This window comes from Pseudomonas sp. GW456-12-10-14-LB2 (genome assembly GCF_002884345.1).
Taxonomy (GTDB): domain Bacteria; phylum Pseudomonadota; class Gammaproteobacteria; order Pseudomonadales; family Pseudomonadaceae; genus Aquipseudomonas; species Aquipseudomonas paraglycinae.
The window spans coordinates 1-271 of sequence record NZ_POHV01000161.1; the positions used below are offsets into that span (position 1 = coordinate 1).

Consider the following 271-nt stretch of genomic DNA (forward strand, 5'->3'; position numbering starts at 1 on the left):
CCCGTCAGGTAATCCGCTCTGGAGCACGACCGGCGGCACGACGTACGGTTCGCTCGACACCGCGACCGTCGGCAATGCGGTCAAGTTTGTGCGCCCGACACGAGCCTATAAGGTCGGATACAACGACACGCTGATCGTCGATACCGACGGCAACCGAATCTCGCGCCTAAACTTCGCGGGCGCCGAGAACCGGTCGATCTCGAAGTTCCAACTCGACTTGCGTCAGGCGCCGCCGAGTGGCTTCCGATCGAACGAGCCGACGACGCTAAGC

Annotated in this window: 1 protein-coding gene; it reads left to right on the forward strand. The window is 62.7% G+C overall.

Translation table 11 applies throughout. The features are described from left to right. The coding region (locus tag C1X29_RS29300; RefSeq protein WP_158247913.1) for a hypothetical protein at positions 1-271 on the forward strand (271 nt) is incomplete at both ends.